Origin of the sequence: Affinirhizobium helianthi (assembly GCF_042680945.1) — a bacterium.
GTDB classification, from domain to species: Bacteria; Pseudomonadota; Alphaproteobacteria; order Rhizobiales; family Rhizobiaceae; genus Neorhizobium; species Neorhizobium helianthi.
The window spans coordinates 226,933-247,604 of record NZ_JBHUEQ010000015.1 but is presented as its reverse complement, the minus strand read 5'-3'; the positions used below and the strand labels follow the sequence as shown (position 1 = coordinate 247,604).

Sequence of the window (20,672 nt, the reverse complement as noted above, 5' to 3'; positions counted from 1 at the left end):
TCCAGCATCACGCGTTAATATTTAAGTTTCTGTATTTTTTATTTATTTTCATTGGGACGCCGCATGTCCCCGCCTATTTTCAAGCTTAGGGCATTCAAGGCATGTTCAAAAACGCACTTCCCCTGATCATCTCCGGCGATAGCAAAGCCGCACTGGTTGCCGCCGCCGAGCACACACTTGCCACACTCGAAGCGACAACCGACGAAGCTTTGCAAGCCTTTGCCATCAACACGATCCGTCAACGGCATGGAAAGCACCGGGGCGCGGTTCTCGCGAAGGATCGGCAGGGTTTCGTTCGCGGCCTCACAGCACTCAGCAAGGGCCGCTCGCCCCGCAATGTCCTTGTTGGCGAAGAGGGTACCGCGCAAAAGCCGGTGTTTGTGTTTCCGGGGCTTGGCTTGACCTGGCCGGGCATGACCGGCAACCTTCTTCGCCATCTACCGGTTTATAGGCAGCATTTTCAGCACTACAGCGACCTGTTCAATCCCCTTCTCCATCGGAATCTGGTCGATGAACTGCTGACGGATCGTGCCTTTGAAGACTTGCAGAGCGTTCAGCCACTGCTTTTTTCGGTTCCTTCGGCACTGGCCAATGTCTGGCGCGCTTTCGGTGTCACAGAGCGCGCGACTGTCGGGCATTCGGTGGGAGAAATTGCCGCAGCCCATGCCTGTGGAGCGCTGACGGGCGAGAACGCGGCAAATCTCATCGATTTGTGGATGCGGCAACTCGGCCCGATAGAGGGACAGGGGGGAATGATCTCCGTCTCGGCTTCGGCGGAGCGGATCGCTCCGCTTCTGGAGCCATGGAAAAATCGCCTCTTCCTCGGCGCCTTCAACAGCCCAGATGGCGTCACCATTTGCGGCGAGGCAAAGGCAATCGCCGAAATTGCACCTGTGCTGGAGGAAAAGGGCTTCTGGACATGGGCCATCCCCGGGGGCGTTGTTGCCGGACATACTCCGCTGGTTGAATATCTGCGTGGGCCGATTGAGGCACAGGCTCCCTCCAGGCCCGGTGGCCGGATGACGTCCCGCTTCTACTCCGCCGTCTCGGGAAAACCTCTGTCCGAAGATGATTTAACCGCACAATATTGGTTCAGCACGCTGAGGGAGCCTGTTTACTTCGAAAAGGCCATTCGAGCGCTGGTCAATGACGGACACCGCTTGTTCATCGAAGTCACGGCCAATCCGGTTCTGACACCAGTTATCCAGCAGGTTCTTCAATCCATGCAGGTTACGGGTGCGGCTGTGCCGACACTCGATAGCCGGCTGGATGACAGAGACAGTCTGATACAATCCTTCGCCCATGCTTACGTCAACGGTGCGGCCATCCATTGGGATGAAGCTTTGCGGCTGGTCCTGTCCGACAGCGAGCTGGCAGCGATGGGTACAGACCTTTCTGCAACATCTCGCAGCGCCACTCAGCCGCAGCCGATCTCGGCCCTCTCTGGGGAAGATTTTGTTGAAGCCGATGCGCTGCGAGCGCTTTCCGAAACACAGCAAAAAGCCTTCCTGCTCGATCTGATTGCCCGCGAAACCGAGGCAGTTCTGGGACACGGATATGCATCCGAAACAGACAAATTCCTGGAGATCGGCTTCACTTCACTTGCCTTGGTGGAATTGGCCGAGGCCTTGACCGCCGCATTGGGAATTGACGTCTCCGCAACGGCGGTGTTCAGCCACCCGACACCTCTGGCATTGGCTGCTCAATTGCGCATCGAGCTCGGTCTGGCAGAAGAAGTCATCCCCGCCTCTGCTATCAGGCCGACTGGCAGAGCTGACGACAATGAACCCATTGCCATTGTGGGAATGGCCTGCCGATATCCTGGCGGCATCGACACGCTGGAAGCCCTGTGGGCCCTGCTCGACGAAGGGCGCGACGCCATAGGCGACTTGCCGAAGGATCGCGACTGGGACGGTTCTCGTCTTTACGACCCCATCCCTGGCCGTCTGGGCAAGCTCTATCAGCAGCAGGGCGGCTTTCTGAACAATGCCAGTGAATTTGATGCAGGTTTCTTTGGTATTGCGCCGCGTGAAGCACTTTCCATGGAGCCGCAACAGCGGCTGATGCTGGAAATAAGCTGGGAGGCGCTTGAGCGCGCAGGTATTGACCCCGCCACTCTTCATGGATCGAACGCAGGCGTGTTCGTCGGCATCATGCCGCAGGAATACGGTCCTCCCATCGAACAGGCGACTGAAGATATGTCCGGTTATCGCTACATGGGCACGGCTGCCTGCGTTGCGTCCGGCAGGCTTGCCTATGTGCTGGGCCTCATGGGGCCAACACTCAGCGTCGATACCGCCTGCTCCTCATCCCTGACAGCCATCCATCTTGCCTGCGATGCCCTGCGCAACAATGATTGCCCTATCGCGCTTGCCGGTGGAACCACCGTCATGTCCACGCCGGGCGTGCTGATCGATTTCTCACGGTTGCAGGCCCTTGCGCCCGACGGTCGGTGCAAGGCGTTTTCCTCCTCCGCCGATGGCGTCGGTCTGGCGGAAGGTGCGGGTGTTCTTGTCCTGCAGCGCCTCTCTACCGCTTTGGCCGAGGGACGGGAAATTCTGGCCATTATCGCCGGGAGTGCCGTCAATCAGGATGGAGCGTCGAATGGGCTTTCCGCGCCCAATGGCGCAGCCCAGCAACGGGTCATCCGCCACGCACTGGCGCGCGCCGGGTGGAGCGCTCAAGATGTGGATGCGCTCGATGCACACGGCACCGGCACCCGACTGGGCGATCCAATCGAGGCGGATGCCATCATTGCCACCTATGGCCAGGGGCGCGAACAGGCACAGCCGCTGCTGCTCGGATCGATCAAATCCAATCTGGGGCATACGCAGGCCGCGGCAGGCGTTGCGAGCGTCATCAAGATGACACTGGCCATGCAACACGGCAGATTACCGCGCAGCCTGCACATCGACAGACCATCCGATGCTATCGACTGGTCACGCGGCGCGGTGAAACTTCTGGAGCAGCCGCAATCCTGGCAAGCCGGACAGTCCCGTCCCCGGCGTGCCGCCATATCCTCCTTCGGCGTATCCGGCACCAACGGCCACCTGCTTCTGGAGGAAGCACCGGTGCTTAAGGGCGGCGTATCGCCAAAAACCCCGATCCCGCATGATCTTCTACTGCCACTGTCGGCAAAGACACCAACTGCCCTGCGGGAGCAGGCTGGACGCTTGCATGACCGCATCCACAAGGACGAGACGCTTGATCTTGTCGATGCAGGCTTCACCCTTGCCACGGGTCGCAGCCGCTTTGCGGTGCGCGGTGCCGTCTGGGGCAGCGGACGCAGCGAAATCGCAGAAGCCTTGAAGGCCATCGCGGAGGGAGTTGACCACCCCTCTGCCGTTCACAATACTCCGGCGCCGAGCAAGCTCGTTTTTGTCTTCCCCGGACAGGGCGCGCAATGGCCCCGCATGGGCATGGAACTTTATGAGACGCAGCCGGCCTTTCGCGCGGCGCTGGACGAGGTGGATGGCGCGCTCCTGCCCCATACGGGCTGGTCTGTGCTTGCTGCCTTGCGTGGAGATGCAGGCGCCCCCTCTCCCCTGCGGGTGGATGTCGTTCAGCCCGCATTGTTTGCAGTCAGCGTCGCACTGGCGCGTCTATGGCAATCCCTCGGCATAGTGCCTGATGCGATTGTCGGTCATTCCTTCGGAGAAATTGCTGGCGCGCACATTGCCGGGGCGCTGACCCTCGCCGACGCTGCGAGATTGGCGGCGCTGAGAGCCAAAACCCTGGCAGAGGCTCCCGTCGCTGGCACAATGGCCACCATCGGCCTTTCCGAGCAACGCACGCGAACGCTGATTGAAAAATCCGGGCGCAGCATCAATCCGGCGGTCTTCAACAGCCCCAGTTCCACGGTTGTTTCCGGCAGTGCGGAAGATATGGCCGTATTGCTTCAACTGTGCGAGGCCGAAGGCATCTATGCGAAGCGTATTGCGGTTGATGTGCTGGCACATTCCCCGGAATTGCGCGTGCTTTGCCCAACGCTGAATCAGCGCTTGGGCGAGATCGTGCCGCAACGCGCCAAACTGCACCTCTATAGCACCGTCGATGGACATGCGGGGAAAAAGCCGCTTTCCGGTGAAGAGCTGGACCTCACCTATTGGGGTGACAATCTGTGCAATCCCGTCCGTTTCGTCGACACCATTTCGCATCTGGCCGCTGAAGGCAATGTCACCTTCCTGGAATGCAGTCCACAACCCATCCTGCTACCCGCCATCGAGGAAACCGCCGATCTCGCCCCAACGCGGATCATCGCCATCGGGACATTGAAGCGGACGCTTTCTGCCAAGGCAGCAATTTCGGAGGCAGCGGGGCGGCTTTTCGCCGCCGGGCATGAACCTGACTGGCACGCATTCTTTCCTGATGCCAAGCTGGCCTGCCTGCCGACCTATCCTTTCGAGCGCAGCCGCTACTGGCTTCCAGCCCAAGCCACACAAGATGTTGCCGCGGCTGGACAGCGTGTCGTCAAGCACGCCCTGTTGAGCGCCATCATCGACCTGCCGAACCAGGAGGGTGTGGTCCTGACCGGACGGGTCGGGCTCAAATCGCAGCCATGGATGGCCGATCACGGTGCGGGCGGTGTCGTTCTGGTTCCTGCCTCTGCCTATGTGGACATGGTGCTGGAAGCAGCGGCGAAACTCGGAGCATCCGCCATTGAGGAATTGGTGCTCCAGGCGCCGATGGTGCTTGAGGAAACGGGCATGCTGGACATCCAGCTTCGCGTGGACGCCCGGACGGAAGACGGTTTCTGGCCCGTATCTCTCTATTCGCGCAAATCCGTTGAAGAAGACAATCAGCCGCCCGCCGATTGGGAACTGAATGCAACAGGCTCATTGGCCTCCGCGGCCGATAAGCTCGACATTCTGGACGAAGCGTGGCCATCGGTCGGTGCCAGGGAAGAGGATCTCGTCGCATTCCGGGAGCGCCTTGCCCTTGCCGGCTATGACTATGGCCCGGCCTTTCGCGGCTTGACGAGACTTTGGCGTGCCGGACAAGAGCTATTTGCCGAGGTGGAGCTTCCGGAAGGGCTGAAGCCCGGCGGGCATTTCCTGCATCCGGCTCTGCTGGATGCAGCTTTGCAACCCATTGCCCTGCCTTGGCAGGCCGATAGTGCAGATGCCTTGCGCCTGCCATTCAGCCTGAGCGGCGTGACTTGCACGGGAGATGCAGTTACGCGGCTGAGAGTGCGGCTGACGATGGCGGACACGGAAAGCATCCGGGTTCGCGCCTTTGATGAGAAGGGCGCTCCGGTCATCGCGATTGACAAGCTGACGTTGCGCCCGGCCAACCGCGAGGCCTTGCGTGGGAAAGCGAAAGCAAGGCCCGATCGGGACCTGCTGGAACTGATCTGGAGCCCACTTCCAGCCGCCGCAAAACCGGCAGCAGAGATTGCGTCCTTGGAGAAGCTGGTCCTGCTTCAACCTGCCGATGCGCTTCTGGCTTCCCTGCCCGGCTTTGCCGCCTGCGCCGGAATTGAGGAACTGGACGAGACACAGACGCCACCTTCCACAATTGTCTGGACCCTGCCGCAAATGGAAGCCGCTGACCTTCCACTCAGAACGCGCTCGCTGAACGAGACCGTGCTGAGCCAGTTACAGCAATTCAGCCAGAGCACGGCGTTGGCCAACAGCGTTCTGGTGATCCTGACCCAGCGGGCGGTGACAACCAGCCTGCACGAAGTGCCGGATCCGGCCCATGCCTCGGCCTGGTCCCTGATACACAGCGCGCAGAACGAAATGCCAGACCGCTTCATTCTGATCGATGTCGATCAATTGGCCGATCTTGGCGATAGCCTGAAGGCGGCTCTCGGCACCGGGCGGCCACAGGTCGCCATTCGCGGCAAGATGTTGTTCACTCCATCCCTCACACGCATCGATGCCATGCCGCTCCTGTCAGTTCCTGTCGATGAGGCATCCTGGCGGCTTGATCTCGTCCATGGCGAAGGCATCGAGGCGCTGGATGTCGTCTCGAATGATCGGGGCAGAGCGCCGCTTGCTCATGGACAGATCCGGGTCGAGGTGCGCGCCGCCGGACTGAATTTCTACGATACGGCCAGCGCCATGGGCCTGGTGGCCAAGCGACATGATTTCGGGGCCGAAGCGGCAGGTATCGTTGTCGAGGCTGGTCCCGGCGTCGATCGTTTTGCACCCGGCGACCGGGTCGTGGTGATGGCAGAGGGCTGCTTCAGCGCAGAAGTCGTGGCAGATACCAGAATGGCGTCGCATTTTCCGGCCCATTGGTCGTTTGCCCAGGCGGCAAGCGTGCCCATCGCCTTCGTCACCAGCTATTATGCGCTTGTTGAAATGGCAAAGATCAAACCGGGCGAAAGGGTGCTGATCCACGCCGGAGCCGGGGGAGTGGGCCAATCAGCCATCCAGCTGGCCCGATATCTCGGAGCCGAAATCTTTGTTACGGCCAGCCCGAAGAAATGGCCTGTGCTGCGGGCGCTCGGTATACCGCAAGATCATATCGCCAATTCACGAAATCTGGATTTCGCCGAGCAGTTCCGCCGGGTTTCCGGCGGTGCGGGTATGGATGTGGTGATCAATAGCCTTGCGGGCAAGTTCATCGACAAAACCATGGAGATCATGGCTGTGGGTGGCCGTTTCGTGGAAATCGGCAAGACCGATGTCCGAAACCCGGAGCAGGTGCGCGAACGCCATCCGCAGATTGCATATCATTATCTGGATTGGGGTGTCACATCCGGCTTTGAGAAGACGGGGCAGATCTTCAACGCCCTGATGCGCCTCTTCGCGCAAGGTGCTCTGCAACCATTGCCGCTGACGGCGGTGGCGATCCAGCAGGCTCAGGACGCCTTGCGGATGATGCAACAGGCGCGCCACACCGGCAAGATCGTCTTGACCATGCCGCAGCAACTTAACCCGGAAGGCACCGTGCTGATCACCGGCGGCACGGGAACGCTCGGTGCACTTCTGGCCGAGCATCTGGTAACGGCCCATGGTGTCAAACGCCTGCTGCTTGTCAGCCGGAGTGGCGCAGCCTCACCGGATGCGGAATCCGTGCGGTCATTGCTGCAGGCCCATGGTGCCGAAGTTGACATCAAGGCTTGCGATACCGCCGATCCGACGGCGCTCAAAAGCTTGCTCGACGCAATCCCGGCCCAGCATCCACTTACCGGCATTTTCCATACGGCGGGCGTGCTTGCAGATGCGACCATCGCCAATCTGACGGCGGAACAGATCGGCAAGGTATTCGCGCCGAAGGTGGATGCCGCATGGCATCTGCATGACCTGACGAAACATATGGATCTCGCCGTCTTCGCCCTTTACTCTTCGATCAATGGGGTGCTGGGCAATGCCGGACAGGGCAATTACGCGGCAGCCAACACATTCCTGGACAGTCTCGCCATCATACGCAGGCGTCTCGGTCTGCCCGCCACATCGCTCGGCTGGGGCTGGTGGCGACCTGTCACAAATCTGTCGCGCGCCTTCAGTGCAGCCGATACTGCGCGCATTGCCCGCGTGGGCTTTGCTCCCATTACCGTCGAGCATGGCAATGCGCTTCTGGATGCAGCGATCAACTCGCCCTTCCCGGCCCTGGCCGCTTCGCCCTTCAACCAGCAAACGCTGGATGAAAACCGCGATATCGGCGTGCTGCATCCCTTGCTGATGGGGCTTGTCGGTGCCAACTCGCTGCGGCGTGGCCGCAGCGCGGCCGATAAGGCGGCGGACCTGATGCGGGAGTTGAAAACACTTGCATCTCCCGCACGCCTGAAAAAGGTCGAGGCGCTGATAACGCAACAAACGCTCGCCACATTGGGTCTTGGCGAAGGCGCCAAACTGAAGGCGGAGGACAGCTTCAAGGACATTGGCATTGACTCGTTGATGGCCCTGTCATTGCGCAATCAGGTCAACATGGCCTTTGGCCTTCGTCTTCCTGCAACGCTGATCTACGATTTTCCTGCACCCCGAATTCTTGCGGAGCATCTGGTCGAGCGCCTCTTCCCTGACACGCAGGCAGATGAGGAAGCACAGGAGCAAGCGCCGAGCGAATCCGAGGAGGCCGAAATCCGCTCCAGGATCAGTTCCATTCCCCTCAGCCGATTGCGCGGGCTCGGTCTTCTGGAGACGCTCCTGCAACTGGCCTCCGGGCAGGAAGGGCCACATTTCGAGAAAGAACCCCAGACTCTCGACAAAATTCAGTCAGCCAGCGTGGACGAGCTTCTGAAGCTTGCCACCTCGAAGCAGGTGGAGGAATTATTGTGAACAAGATCGAGCAGTTGAGTGAGGCCCTGCGCAGCAGCCTGATGGCCAATGAAGATCTGAAGCGCCTGAACCGACAGCTGGCAAACGCCTCGCGGGAGCCGATTGCCATTCTCTCCACCTCCTGCCGCCTGCCGGGCGGCGTGACGAATGCTGACGCCCTATGGGATCTGGTGGAAAGCGGCGGTGATGCCATTGGGCCACTGCCATTGGATCGAGGGTGGCAGCTTGACGCGCTGCTGCAAAACCGGGGTGAAACGCGCAATACCCCCGGCATGTGGCAGGGCGGCTTTCTTGAGGATGCCAATGCGTTCGACGCGGCCTTTTTCGGTATTTCCGACCGTGAAGCCATGGCAATGGACCCGCAGCACCGGCTGCTGCTGGAAACGACCTGGGAAGTGATCGAGAACGCCCACATCCTGCCGGGATCGTTAAAGAAGACCTCTACCGGGGTCTTTATCGGCACCACTTATCAGGCATATGTGCCGCAGATCTACGACCGGGCTCCGGAGCTGGATGGCTATCGATTGCAGGGCGGTCTGTCGAGCATGGCATCGGGGCGTGTTTCCTACACGTTCGGCCTGAATGGTCCCTCTGTCACAGTCGATACAGCATGCTCCTCGTCGCTTGTGGCTGTTCATATGGCGGTCCAGTCGCTGAGAGCGCAAGAATGCTCACTGGCCATTGCAGGCGGTGCGACCATCGTTGCCTCGCCGGAAGTGTATGTCGAATTTGCCCGTCAGAACGGTCTGGCCGCCGATGGCCGCTGCAAGGCATTTTCCGAGACCGCCGATGGCACCGCCTTTTCGGAAGGCGTTGGCATGGTGCTGCTGGCACGGCTTTCGGACGCTCTCAAGCTTGGCTATCCCATTCTTGCCGTCATTCGCGGCAGCGCCATCAACCACGATGGGGCCAGCAATGGACTGACAGCACCCAGCGGCCCCGCGCAGGAAAAAGTCATTGCCAGGGCTCTGAAAAATGCGGGCCTGACCACCACCGACATTGACATCGTTGAGGCGCATGGAACCGGAACCGCTCTAGGAGACCCGATCGAAGCCAATGCACTGATCAACACCTATGGGCAAAAAAGGCCGCCAGACAGGCCGCTATGGCTGGGCTCGCTGAAGTCCAACGTCGGACATGTACAGGCAGCCTCCGGTGTGGTGGGTCTGATCAAGATGGTGATGGCCCTGAGACACGGGATCATGCCCAGGACGTTGCACGCCGACCTGCCCTCGTCAAAAATCGAGTGGTCTGCCGGTGCGGTATCCCTGCTCAACGACGCAAGACCATGGCCAGACGCAGATCGTCCGCGCCGTGCTGCGGTTTCCTCCTTCGGCTTTTCCGGCACCAACAGCCATGTGATTCTGGAACAGGCTCCGGAGCAACGTCAGGATGCGGACGCGGAAGGCCCCGACACGCAGAGAGCCAGCCTTCCCTATATGCTGCCGATTTCCGCAACGACATCCACCGCGTTGAAGACGCAAGCCGCGAGGATGGCAACTTATCTCACCCATTCCACGCAAGAGGATCTCGCGACTGTCTGCGCGTCCATGGCGACCGGGCGAACTCATTTCGATCATCGCGCCGTTTGTATCGGCTCAGCGCGAGAGGAATTGATTGCCGCACTGGAGGCCCTGGCAAAAGCAGATACCGCAAGCGGGCTCACGCAGGGCGTGAGAGCCGCCTCGACAACCTCTGCCTTCCTGTTCTCCGGACAGGGATCGCAATGGGCTGGCATGGGCAGGCAACTCTCCCAGCACTTACCGGCTTTTACCCGTCACCTTGATGAAATCATCGCCGCACTTGATCCCCATCTGCCTCAGGGTTTGGCCGATGTCATCTTTGCGGAAGCAGGCTCGCCGCAGGCTGCACTGCTCGACCGCACGGATTTCACCCAGCCAGCCCTGTTTGCCATCGAAGTTGCGCTTTATCGCACGCTGGAAGAACTTGGCGTCAAACCGGATTATCTCTGCGGCCATTCGATTGGCGAGGTCGCCGCAGCCCATATTGCCGGAATATTTGCGCTTGCGGATGCTGCCAGGTTCGTTGCCTTGCGCGGTCGCCTTATGCAGGACATCGAAAGCCCGGGCAAGATGCTTGCCATAGAAGCAACCGAGGCTCAGGTACTCGATACGCTTGCCGGGCTGGAGAACCAGGTGTCCATAGCAGCGATCAACGCGCCGAACTCCATCGTCATTTCCGGTGATACGGACGTGGTGCTCTCACTCGCAGAAGAGTGGAAGAAGCGCGGCGTGCGCATCTCGCAGCTCAAGGTGAGCCACGCGTTTCACTCTCCACATATCGAAGCCGTGGTCGAGGAACTACACCGTCTTGCCGCGTCGCTTTCTCTGGCTGCGCCAACCATGCCGATCGTATCCACGGTCACAGGCGCGCTGTTGACGGATGAGGAGGCGCGCTCGCCCCGCTACTGGGCAAGGCAGGCAAGGCTTCCCGTCCGTTATGCCGACGCGGTTCAATTTCTGCATGCCCAGGACGTCACGGCCTATGTCGAGGTCGGCCCAGATGCTGTACTCGCAACGCTGGCGCAATCCAGTCTGGCGACGCTGCGCCAGAAAGATGGGCAGCAGATGCACACGCTTGCGGTGATGCGAAGGAACCGCAACGACGCCCGTGTTTTCGCAAGTGCCCTGGCGAGCCTGCATGTGCGGGGGCACACTGTCGATTGGGCAAAGCTGTACACGACGACCCGGCGCGTCGATCTACCCACCTACGCCTTCCAGCGCCGGCGCTTCTGGTACAAGCCAAAAACCCTCACGCCGGGCGGCACCGGGCACGACCGGACACCGACTATTCATCCCTTCCTGCATCCAGGGATCGAACTTGCCGATCGGCAGGGCGTTATCTTCTCCGGCCGGATGAATGCAACCGCCCATGCTTGGATGCTGGATCATGCGATTGAAGGCGTTGCGATCAATGCTGGCGCCACCACGGCGGAGCTTATTCTGGCAGCGGGTTCGACAATCGGGTTGAGCCGGCTCGATAGCCTCGTGCTTTTGGAAAACCTTCCGCTGCCGCACGACGGTGACGTCGAAATCCAGCTACGGATCAGCGCGCCATCGGACGGCGCTGCTTCGGTGGACGTTTACTTTCGAGCATTGGCAGCAAAGGACGACGACGGATATAATGACGGCGAAAGCAATTGGCACCGACATGCGACGGCACGTCTCCTTTCCGCCGAAGGCGCACCATCCGTATGGCTGGATCTTGCGCAATGGCCGCCAAGACAGGCAGACCTCATTGAGCATCAATCGCTCTATGGAAAGCTTGAAGAGCATGGCGTTCATTTGGGGCCAGCCTTCCAATTGATCACCAGCGCATGGCGCAAGGGGCAGGATATCTATATCGAGGCAGAGATGCCCCTTTCAGATGAGCAAGCTGGAGAGCCCAGTTTCCTTATCCATCCCGCCCTTCTGGATGCGGGGTTGCAGGCGTCCCTGCTACAGGCGGCACCCATAGACGGTTTCCGCCAGCTTTTTTCCATCGGTGGATTGCAGGTTTATCGAAGCAAGGTAGAGCGCATCCGCGCCTGTGTGCGCCTGAAATCCGGCCAGGTGCCGGATAATGGACATAGCGAGCATTCGGTCAGGATCGCCGATCACGCTGGCGTGCCAGTGGCCGAGATCGCCTCTATCGTGCTGCGTGCAGCCGATTCCGGCTCAAGGAAGGCGAACAGGCTTCCGGTCTATCGGGTGGAGTGGCCTGCCATTTCCCGATCTGGCGAGGAGACGGATCCCGCCACCTGCTGGATTACCCCGGATGGAAAGCCTAGCGGCTTACTGTCCGGGCCACCCAGTGACAGGATCGTCTCAGACATGGCCGAGGCCTTGCGCGGTCTCGATGCCGGAGCCTTCGCCTGTGCGGCGCTTTTATGCCCGCAGCGAGTGTTGGAGAACGCCGACGACGCGCTGGAGATGACGCTTGCCGTGGTACGGGCCGTTCAGACCTGGCTCGCAGAGCCTGCTACACAAGCCCTGCCTCTTTTTGTTGTCACGCAAAATGCCGTCGATATCACGGGCAAGGGAGCCCTGCTCAATCTCACGCAAGCACCGCTCTGGGGATTGTTGCGCTGCGTCCAATGGGAACACCCCCAGCGCATTGTCCTATTGGACCTTGAGCCGGGCGCAGATCCGGCAGCTGCGGTCTCGCTTGCATGGACGGCAGCCCAAGAAGGCGATGTGCAATTGGCAGTGCGCAATGGCCAGCTTCTCGCCGCACGCCTTGCCAAGCATGATCTCGTTCAGTCCCTGCCAATGGCAACTGCATCCGAGGCAGCACAGCCAGGCCGTGGAACAGGCACGGCGCTTATAACGGGCGCGGGCTCTCTGGGTACGCTGGTCGCGCGCCATCTGGCACAGACCAGGCACTACGAACGCATCGTACTGGCCAGCCGCCGTGGGGCAGAAGCGCCCGGCCTTGTGTCATTGCTGGAGCTTTCGAGTCCCGACACGGAAATCCTTGTGGAGCAGTGCGACGTTGCGGACAGAAATGAGCTGGAACGCCTGCTACACCGCATCTCCACGAGGAGCACCCTGAAGGCGGTGATCCATACGGCAGGTATTTCAGAACCAGTCTCCTTCGCGGATCTGACCATTGATGCTGTCACCAAAGTCATGCGCCCGAAAGTCGATGCTGCATGGGCGTTGCACGATCTCACCAGGGACATGCAGCTGGATGCCTTCATCCTGTTCTCTTCCGCAGTCGGGGTCGTCGGACTAAAGGATCAAAGTCATTATGGTGCGGCCAATAGCTTCCTTGATGCACTGGCTGCCTACCGACGCAGTCTCGGTCTCCCCGCGACCTCGCTCTCTTGGGGAATGTGGGATTACAGCACCGAGATGGGCGATCAGCTTGGAGCAGAGAGACTGGCCTCCGTCATAAGCGCCGGCTACCGGATGATATCTGCGGATTATGGCCTGGGCGTAATTGCTGCCGCTCTTCAACCGCAACAGGGTGCAGAGCAAGGCTTGCTTCTACCGGCTCGCTTCGATCTGCGCAGACTGGCAACGGCTTCGCCAAGCGCACTACTCTCAAACTTGTTGGCGCATTCCAGTCCCCGGACAAAAGGCCAAGACTTCAAGACCGAGTACAGTTCACAGGACGAGGGAAACCGACTGGCATTCCTTTTGCAGACGGTCCGGGACCTTGCCTGCAAGGTTCTGCGCAATCCAGATCCGTCCTCCATTGGGACCGACACGGAATTTCGCTCTCTGGGCTTCGACTCACTTACTTCCATCGAGATTGTAGCGGAGCTCTCGACCCTGATGGGACTGAGCCTGCCGTCAACCGCTGTATTCGATCACTCAACTCCTCGATCGCTTGCGACCTTCCTGAAGCAGGAGCTTGAGGCAAAAGGGCTGAGGAAGAGCAGCACCGAGTCGATAGCCGATGCATCCGAACCGCCAAAGCAATCGGCTCCGGAAAGCTTAGGCCGCATGATGTTGCATGCAATCGAGCAGGGACGCAGCGCGGAGGGGCGGGCAATCCTGAAGGGCGCCGCCGGCTTTCGGCCAATGTTCGAGGCAGCTCTGCCGGCAGATGGCGGGCCACAGCCTGTGTGGCTGAATGAGTCTGGCGAGGCACCTTTGCTGATATGCCTGAACTCTTTCATACCCTCACTCGGTGATTACACCTATCGCCGCCTTGCGAACACACTTGCCGGACGGTTCGATGTCGCCGCGATCTCGCTTCCCGGCTATTGCGCAGATGAAGCTCTGCCGGCGCGTGTTGAAGCACTCGGGAAGACATTGGCTGAGACGGTGCGGGAATGTGCTGGTGATCGTCCCTTTGCACTAGCCGGTTTTTCCACCGGCGGCCTTGCCGCCTATGCGGCAGCCGAGCATCTGCAAGCCGGTCCTCACAAGATGCAATCGCTGATCCTGATCGATACCTTCCACCCGCGCTTCATGACGGATGAAGCGATGCAGAACGCTTTATCCGAATGGGTACGAACTGCGGGGCTGTTAACGGCACAGGACGATGCGGGGCTGACCGCAATGGCCTGGTATCTCGATCTTTTCCTGAATTCCTGGAGCCCCAAGAGCCTGAAGGTTCCCCTTTGCCTCATTCAGGCCCGGGATGGACTGACGGATGTTCCACCGGAAGATTGGGCTGAACCCTGGGGGGCACTCGCCAGCCGCGTGACGGTGCCGGGGCGCCATTTCACGCTTCTGCGGGAAGACGTGGCCGAAACCGCCGCGAAACTGGCAGAGATGGCGACGGCCCACGGATTGCGTCGCGCCATGAAAGATGCAGGGTGAGGTGGTACCAATGACGGTAAATGACCAGCTGACGGACTTGGAACAGAGCCCATGGCCGCTGATCACCGCGATGGGTTCGTTCATTCCCGAGAACAGGATCTCCAACGTCACGCTCGGGGAGCGCTTCGGCAAGGACCGTGATTTTATCGAAAGGAAGCTCGGTTTCACGGCCCGCGCGGTCAAACCCGCATCGATGAAAACCAGCGACATGTGTGTTCGTGCCTTCGAAAAGCTCGAACAGAAACATCCGCTGGACAGGGCGCAGATCGATCTTCTTGCCGTGGTGACGCAGAATCCGGATCAAAAGATCCCGCATGTATCGGCCATCGTTCATCATAAGCTCGGACTTTCGCGGCACTGCGCGACATTTGACATCTCGCAGGGCTGCGCAGGCTATGCGGTAGGTCTGGCGGCGGTGAACGGCTGGATGACCACGCTTGGCACCAAGAATGCGGTGTTGCTGACATGCGACCCCTATTCCGAAATCGTGGATCAGAATGACCCTGCAACGGCAATGGTCTTCGGCGATGCGGCCACGGCAACGCTTGTTTCGAGAGAGGGAGATCGGGGCTATCGCCTCCGCGATGCCCTATTCGGCACACTCCCCGACAGCTTCAATTGCCTGACCTGCGAAGACCGGTTTTTCATGGATGGTCGCCAGGTTTCCATGAATGTCATGAACTGCGTTCCAGCCGCCATAGAAACGATTCTCTTACGGAACGGGCTTGGTCTCCAAGACCTTTCGCAGATCATTTTCCATCAGGCCTCGCTGTATGTCGTCGACGCGCTTCGTTCAAAGTTGAACATCGGATCCGACATGGCCCCGTTCGCAGCCGCCAGCATCGGCAACTCGGTCTCTTCATCGATACCGCTCCTCTTGGAGCAGGTGATGGCTTCTCACCAGAAGCGCATCCTCATTTGCGGCTTCGGGATCGGCTTCAGCTGGTCTGTCGCTATTTTAGAAAGAGTAGAAAGGTAATATTGACATGGGCAATCGATCAATCCTCCTCAACATCATCAAGAATAATTTTTCCAGTATCGACGTCTCAAAGATCGACGCATCATCGCCCTTGGAAAGGCAGGGGCTTGATAGTCTGGATATGACGACCTTCCTGTTCGCCATAGAGGGAGAATTCGGCACCCCTATTCCCACGGCAAAGGTTTCCTCTCTCAGAACACTTGAAGACATTGAGAAATTTCTTGATCAGAAAGACTGAGACAGACCGTCCCTGATCATTTGGAGCAGGTCCGGACGAAGCCCTTTCTGGCTGCGGAATGCTTCGAACAGACAAGACACCGCTTTGGCACTTTTTGCTGCCAAAGCGGATTAATAGGTTGCAACTCCAACCTCATAGGCGTTTACAAAGGCTGTCTGCCCATCCCGGAAATTGCTATGCCTCCCGTCTATCGCCGCACCCGTTTCTTTCGTCGTTCGCGTGTCATGCGTGGTTCCTGGAGCGTATGGAAGCCAAGGATCGTGTTCTGGATGGGCGCAATCGGCATCGGCCTGGTGAGCGTCGGCTTTGCAAAGGCGGCAGATCTGGCCCAACATTTGTTCAAATCCGTTCTTTCCTTCAACAGTGTCTCCTTCCTTACCCCGCTGGTACTGACACCCCTCGGTTTTGCGCTTTGCACCTTTCTGGCGATCCGGTTTTTTCCCAACTCGCAAGGAAGCGGCATTCCGCAAGCCATTGCCGCTCGCCATTTGCAGGATGACGGCGCCAGAAACTGGCTCCTTTCCCTGAAGGTCGCAGCTGGAAAAATCCTCCTCACAATCATTGGCCTGTTCTGTGGCGCATCCATAGGACGAGAAGGGCCGACCGTTCAGGTCGGTGCAGCACTCATGCTTGCCAGCGGCCGCATCGGAGGAATGGTGCAGGCAAGAGGTCTGATCCTGGCGGGCTCCGCAGCTGGCATTGCAGCAGCTTTCAACACTCCGCTTGCAGGCATTGTCTTTGCCATAGAGGAAATGAGCCGAAGCTTTGAGAGCCGTTCCAACGGGCTGGTTTTGACCGCCGTTATTCTCTCAGGTCTCGCAGCACTTGGCCTTGTTGGAAGCTATACCTATTTCGGCGCAACATCTGCCGGTGCCGAGACAGGCATGGATTGGCTGCTTGTTCTGACCTGCGGCCTGATGGGCGGTGCCTTGGGCGCAGCCTTCAGCACAGCCGCTCTGGCAGCGGCCAGACGCATTCGCCGCTGGGCGCAGCCAGATCCGCTGAAAAGAATGATGCTGGTGGCGCTGTGCTGCGGCTTTGCCGTCGGCCTGATCGGGATTGTTTCCGGTGGAGAGACATTTGGAACAGGCTATGAGCAATCGCAACGCATCCTGTCGGGGGAGGCGCCCTCTTCTCTCTTTTTCCTGGAAAAGTTCACCACCACATTTCTTTCAATGGCCTCAGCCATTCCCGGCGGCATCTTCGCCCCCTCCCTCACGGTCGGCGTCAGCCTGGGCGGCACAATCGCATCCGCTCTTGGCGGCAACATTGCCTTGGGCGCAATCCTCGGCATGGCGGGGTATTTTGCTGGCGTGGTGCAGGCTCCCATGACAGCTTTCGTCATCATCATTGAAATGACGGGCAACCATGAAGCGGTCATTCCAATCATGGCTGCTTCAATGCTTGGTTATATTACCTCGCGTCTCATCTCTCCTGAACCACTCTACCATGGGCTGTCACGCCCCTTCCTAGCCGAGGCCATTCGCCGCTATCGCAACGAGCGCAGGAGCGAAACACCCCTTGAATAGGTGGGGAATAGGCCGGGAGCGGCTTGCGGAGCCTTGATTGGCCGACTCATATAGAAAAAGTTATAGGAGAGAGGAAACTTTTTATTTGCCGCTCCGGGCGGCATCTGTAAGCATCGCAAACGATCGGACGCAGTGCCAAAGCGAAAGCGACGCATCGCAAGATGGGAGAATGGAGGTTCTCCACCGTCACGCCAAAGCCAGCACGCGTTGTGTTTTGAGGTTTATCAATAACTCTGGGAGGAGTTTATGTTGCGCAAAATCCTGCTCGCCGGACTGTCGGCGTCCGCTTTGGCCATCAGTGCCTTTTCTGCTTCCGCTGCCGATGTCGTCTTGAAGCTCCATCATTTCCTGCCGCCTCAGGCAACGATCCCCTCCAAGGTGCTCACCCCCTGGGCGGAGAAGATCAAGGCAGATTCGGGAGGCCGGATCGAGGTTGAGATTTACCCGTCGATGCAATTGGGCGGCAAGCCCGGCGAGCTTGTCGATCAGGCGAAGGACGGCGTCGTCGACATGATCTGGACGCTGGTTGGCTATACGCCAGGCCGATTCCCCAAGTCGGAAGCTTTCGAACTGCCCTTCATGGTTACAACGGCAGAGGCGACCTCCGTTGCCTTCTACGATTACTATCAGAAGCATCTGCAGGACGAGTTCAAGGATTTTCATGTCCTGTCGGTTCACACACACGGTCCGGGGCTTCTGCATACCATCGCCTCCAAGCCGATCAAATCGCTGGATGACATGAAGGGCCTGAAGCTTCGTGGCACGTCCAAGGTCGTCAACCAGATGCTGGAAGCCATGGGCGCTGCGGCTGTCGGCATGCCGGTTACCACGGTTCCCGAGTCGCTTTCCAAGAGCGTCATCGACGGTACAGTCGTGCCGTGGGAAGTGACGCCCTCCATCAAGATTGCAGAGCTTGCACCGAACCACACGCAATTTTCCGGCAAGACCGGCCTTTACACCGCAGCCTTCATTTTTGCCATGAACAAGGATAGCTATGAAGCGCTGCCAGATGACCTCAAAAAGGTGATCGACAACAATTCTGGCAAGGAACTGGCCCGTAAGTTCGGCATGGTCATGGATCAGGGCGATGTCAACGGCAAGGCGATTGCAGACAAGGCTGGAAACACGACCATCACCCTCGACGCGGCAGAAACTGAAAAGTGGAAGGCCCTTGGCGAGAAGGTGACCAAGAACTGGATTGCCGAAATGGACGGCAAGGGGTTGAACGGCTCCGGCCTTTATAAGGACGCCGTGGACCTGATCCAACAGAATACCAAATAATTTCCCTCAGCTGTCCGGACGCCATGCAGCGCATGGCGCCCGGAGCTTTTTATTGACGTTCGCCCGAACATTTGGGGCCTCTCATGACCACTCAAACAAGCTCCGGTTTCGACCGGCTCGAATTCATCATTTCACGTCTATCCGTCGCGCTGGTTGCCTTTAGCGGCCTGTGCCTTGTTGCAGCCTGTCTCCTGACAGGGCTGTCCATCATCGGCTCGGTGACACTGCGCCCCATTCCCGGAGAAATCGAACTGGTGGAAGTGTTGTGCGGCCTTGCCGTCTTCGGCTTCCTGCCTTTCTGCCAACTCAAGCGAGGGCATGTCGGTGTCGATCTCGTGATGAGTGCATTCGGGCCGAAGGCCATGAATATGACTCAGCTGATCGGCGACATCATTATCGCTCTTCTGTTTTCCCTGCTCGCATGGCGACATGGCGTCGGCTTGCTGGACAAATTTGAAAACGGCGAAACCACGCAACTGCTGCTCCTGCCCATCTGGTGGGGCTATGCCATTGCCATGGCGCTGCTGGCTGTGAACGTTATTGTTTGCCTTTTCGTGGTGGCAGCGGACATTCGCGATATTCGCCGGAAAAAGACAATTGTTGCGGCCATGGGAGCCCACTGATGACCAGTATTGAAATTGGCCTCTGGTCATTCCCTGTCTTGATCCTTCTCATTTTTCTGCGCGTTCCCATCGGTGCTGCCATGCTGGCTTGCGGCGTCGTTGGCACCTATCTGGTGGTTGACCGCTGGACACCAATTCTCTCGCAGCTGAAATCTGTGATCTGGGCAACGAACGTCAACTACTCGCTCTCCATCATCCCGCTCTTCCTGCTGATGGGACAATTCGCGGCGCGTGGCGGCATGAGCCAATCATTGTTCAATGCTGCGGCAGCATTTCTGGGACACCGCAAGGGTGGGGTGGCCATGGCTGCTGTTGGCGCTTGCGCAGGCTTCGGCTCAATTTGCGGCTCGTCTCTCGCAACAGCCGCAACCATGGCTCAGGTTGCACTGCCGGAACTGCGACGCCACGGCTATGCGGGCGGGCTTGCAACGGCAACGCTGGCCGCAGGCGGAACGCTCGGCATTCTCATCCCGCCCTCCGTCGTCCTCGTCATTTATGCCATTCTGGCGGAGCAAAACATCGCCAAGCTGTTTCTCGCAGCCTTTGTGCCTGGCATTATTGCAGCCATTTCCTATTTCGTCGTCATCGCCATCTATGTCCGCCTGAAACCCGAAAGCGCAGGACAGGCTCCGCGCGTTCCCTGGCGGGAGCGTATCCCGGCCATCATTGCTGTCTGGCCCGTCGCACTCATCTTCTTCCTCGTGGTCGGCGGTATCTATCTGGGATGGTTCACCCCCACGCAGGCTGCCGCTGTTGGTGCGGCCGGTGCCGGACTGGTGGCCTGGAAGAACGGTGGCCTTGATCGACGGTCCCTGCTGGCCTGCTTCAAGGAAACCGCCGTCTCCACGGGCATGATCTTCTTCATCGTGCTCGGCGCAACCGTCTTCAACTCGTTCCTTGCATTCTCCCGCCTGCCGCAGGTGGGGGCGGAATGGGTAACAGCACAGGGCTTCTCGCCCATGACGGTGCTGATCATTATCCTGACACTCTACATCATCTTCGGCTGCATCATGGATTCGCTGTCCATGATCGTGCTCACCATCCCAATCTTCTTCCCGATTGTCACCGCGATGGATTTCGGCATGAGCCCGGAGCACTTCGCCATCTGGTTCGGCATTCTGGTGTTGATGGTGGCTGAGATCGGCATGATTACACCGCCGGTTGGGCTCAATCTCTTCATCATATCCGCCATGTCACGTGAAGTACCAATCCGCGACACCTATCGTGGTATTGTACCCTTCGTATCTGCCGACCTTCTCCGCATCATTATTCTCACGGCCTTTCCGATCATATCGACCTTCTTGATCTGATCGGTTCCGCTCAGAATTGAATGGACAAGCCGCCCCAGCCCCGGTTGGGGCGGCTAAATCCTTCTAGCGTTTTGGTATCTAACAGAAACGCGACAAGGCTCTGACTCTTTGTATTTTACGCGTTTCCGGACGGAACACCGCTACGCACTTTTCTCAGGCAAATGCTCTGAAATCCAACAGCAGACGGATCCAATCTGGTTTAT

8 protein-coding genes are annotated in these 20,672 nt (G+C 59.0%); all 8 read left to right on the top strand.

Going from position 1 to position 20,672, the window contains the following annotated elements; translation table 11 throughout:
* The first annotated feature begins 101 nt into the window (after positions 1 to 101).
* The 8 genes from ACFSE1_RS08720 (at position 102) to ACFSE1_RS08685 (ending at position 20,469) form a co-directional block, all read left to right on the top strand.
* Positions 102 to 8,231: an SDR family NAD(P)-dependent oxidoreductase gene (locus ACFSE1_RS08720; protein ID WP_377399394.1), complete on the top strand. Its 8,130-nt coding sequence runs from the start codon at positions 102 to 104 to the stop codon at positions 8,229 to 8,231.
* Complete coding sequence (locus ACFSE1_RS08715) at positions 8,228 to 14,509, top strand: type I polyketide synthase (protein ID WP_377399391.1); 6,282 nt, start codon at positions 8,228 to 8,230, stop codon at positions 14,507 to 14,509. Before ACFSE1_RS08720 ends, ACFSE1_RS08715 begins: the two co-directional genes overlap by 4 nt.
* 10 nt (positions 14,510 to 14,519) lie before the next feature.
* Positions 14,520 to 15,488 carry a ketoacyl-ACP synthase III gene (locus ACFSE1_RS08710; protein WP_377399388.1) on the top strand — a complete coding sequence of 323 codons (969 nt, stop codon included), beginning with the start codon at positions 14,520 to 14,522 and terminating at the stop codon, positions 15,486 to 15,488.
* 7 nt (positions 15,489 to 15,495) lie between these two features.
* Positions 15,496 to 15,726, top strand: coding sequence for an acyl carrier protein (locus tag ACFSE1_RS08705; RefSeq protein WP_377399385.1), 231 nt, complete (start codon positions 15,496 to 15,498; stop codon positions 15,724 to 15,726).
* 176 nt (positions 15,727 to 15,902) lie between these two features.
* Positions 15,903 to 17,255: a chloride channel protein gene (locus tag ACFSE1_RS08700; protein WP_377399382.1), complete on the top strand. Its 1,353-nt coding sequence runs from the start codon at positions 15,903 to 15,905 to the stop codon at positions 17,253 to 17,255.
* A 246-nt stretch (positions 17,256 to 17,501) separates the two neighbouring features.
* A complete protein-coding gene (locus tag ACFSE1_RS08695) occupies positions 17,502 to 18,536 on the top strand; it encodes a TRAP transporter substrate-binding protein (RefSeq protein ID WP_377399379.1) in 1,035 nt (344 codons plus the stop codon).
* A gap of 83 nt (positions 18,537 to 18,619) precedes the next feature.
* Positions 18,620 to 19,159 (top strand): TRAP transporter small permease, encoded by a 540-nt coding sequence (locus ACFSE1_RS08690; RefSeq protein WP_377399376.1) that lies wholly within the window; start codon positions 18,620 to 18,622, stop codon positions 19,157 to 19,159.
* Positions 19,159 to 20,469 (top strand): TRAP transporter large permease, encoded by a 1,311-nt coding sequence (locus ACFSE1_RS08685; protein ID WP_377399372.1) that lies wholly within the window; start codon positions 19,159 to 19,161, stop codon positions 20,467 to 20,469. Before ACFSE1_RS08690 ends, ACFSE1_RS08685 begins: the two co-directional genes overlap by 1 nt.
* Positions 20,470 to 20,672: the final 203 nt, after the last annotated feature.